The following is a 1,251-nucleotide window of genomic DNA, read 5'->3' as shown; positions in this document are numbered from 1 at the left end:
GTGGCTACGCCACTTTACCCCAAAACTCCACTCCACAATAAATGCCCCACATAGCGGCGTTACATGCTATGAGAAAGTTTTTACTACTATTCATGTTTTCTACCAATCTTGCTTTTGCAGGTGTCGACTTGGTGAAAGTCGATAAGTCGGAAAGTAAGATGTACTTGCTAGATGGCGGCGAAGTCGTTAAGGAATACCATGTTGCTTTTGGTGCAAGCCCTGAGGGGCACAAGCAACAAGAGGGCGATGAGAGAACACCGGAAGGAAGCTACACTCTCGATTATAAAAAAGAAGACTCGTCTTTTTATCGGGCAATGCATATCAGCTACCCAAATGAAACTGATAAAGCCAATGCAAAAAAAATGGGTGTTTCTCCGGGTGGCTTTATTATGGTTCATGGGCAACGCAATAACCTAGGGTGGCTTTCATTCATTACGCAACGATTTAATTGGACAAATGGGTGTATAGCATTAACAAACTCAGAAATAGATGAGTTCATGGGGTTGGTAAATGTTGGTACCAAAATACAGATTGCATGGTAGGCATGTAACAAGTGCAAGCATCAACGCCCCTCTGGGGCTGGACCTCGCTACGCTCGGCCGCTGTTGCAAGCGTTATGCAAAATCGAGTATCGAATGGAACCTGAAAGAATATTCATAAAAACTGATTTGTTTGCAATTGAACCCAAAGAGGATGAAGAGACGAATCCGTTCGTATATGGTAAGCAATTCTCTGAATGGTTACGCAGTAGATTTATCGGTCTTGGATACGAAGTAGAAGAAGTGATACCGGAAGACTGGGGGTTGGTGCGTTATGTGCAAACGCGAACCTTACTGGTTATGGGTAGGCTGCTCTAGCATTATGGGAAACGAATATGAAGATGACCATGTGCCAAGCAAGGAAGAAATTACTTGGCACTGTTTTGCAACAGCGGAAGTTCCTTTTTTAAAACGTATATTCAGTAAAATTGATACGCGAGAAGGGCTTGCGAAAATTCAGGCAGAACTTATATCAATTATAAACGAAGAGCCACGTCTAAAAGTGGTGAATGAGCCGTAATGCATAACAATACGCTCAAACACCGTTCCGGCCTTCGGCCTCCACTGGACGCCCAAAGCTCCGCTCGTTTGTGCATTTGCTTCGCAAATTATTGCACAAACCAGCTCCACTTTGTGCGCCGTTTAGCTATGCGTTATGCGTGGTATTGAAAAAAAGCGCTTTGTCGGTTTTAGGTTGTTGGCAGTTGTCTTT

The 1,251-nt window shown here is 43.8% G+C and carries 3 protein-coding genes; all 3 read left to right on the top strand.

From position 1 onward, the window contains the following. Nucleotides 1–68 precede the first annotated feature (68 nt). The 3 genes from IDZ20_RS10970 (at nt 69) to IDZ20_RS10960 (ending at nt 1,059) form a co-directional block, all read left to right on the top strand. Nucleotides 69–542, top strand: coding sequence for a L,D-transpeptidase family protein (locus IDZ20_RS10970; protein ID WP_188151480.1), 474 nt, complete (start codon nt 69–71; stop codon nt 540–542). A gap of 93 nt (nt 543–635) precedes the next feature. Beyond that, entirely contained in the window at nt 636–857 is a 222-nt protein-coding gene (locus IDZ20_RS10965; protein WP_188151479.1) for a hypothetical protein, read from the top strand. A 4-nt stretch (nt 858–861) separates the two neighbouring features. Beyond that, nucleotides 862–1,059 (top strand): hypothetical protein, encoded by a 198-nt coding sequence (locus tag IDZ20_RS10960; RefSeq protein WP_188151478.1) that lies wholly within the window; start codon nt 862–864, stop codon nt 1,057–1,059. The last annotated feature ends 192 nt before the right edge of the window (nt 1,060–1,251 follow it).

Source organism: Teredinibacter waterburyi (assembly GCF_001922985.1).
Lineage (GTDB): Bacteria > Pseudomonadota > Gammaproteobacteria > Pseudomonadales > Cellvibrionaceae > Teredinibacter > Teredinibacter waterburyi.
Note: the sequence above shows the minus strand (reverse complement) of the source record. Positions and strands in the feature narration are given on the sequence as shown.

Coding starts and splice junctions, on each gene's coding strand:
- IDZ20_RS10970 (WP_188151480.1), top strand. CDS start 69: ATGAGAAAGTTTTTACTACTATTCATGTTTTCTACCAATCTTGCTTTT.
- IDZ20_RS10965 (WP_188151479.1), top strand. CDS start 636: ATGGAACCTGAAAGAATATTCATAAAAACTGATTTGTTTGCAATTGAA.
- IDZ20_RS10960 (WP_188151478.1), top strand. CDS start 862: ATGGGAAACGAATATGAAGATGACCATGTGCCAAGCAAGGAAGAAATT.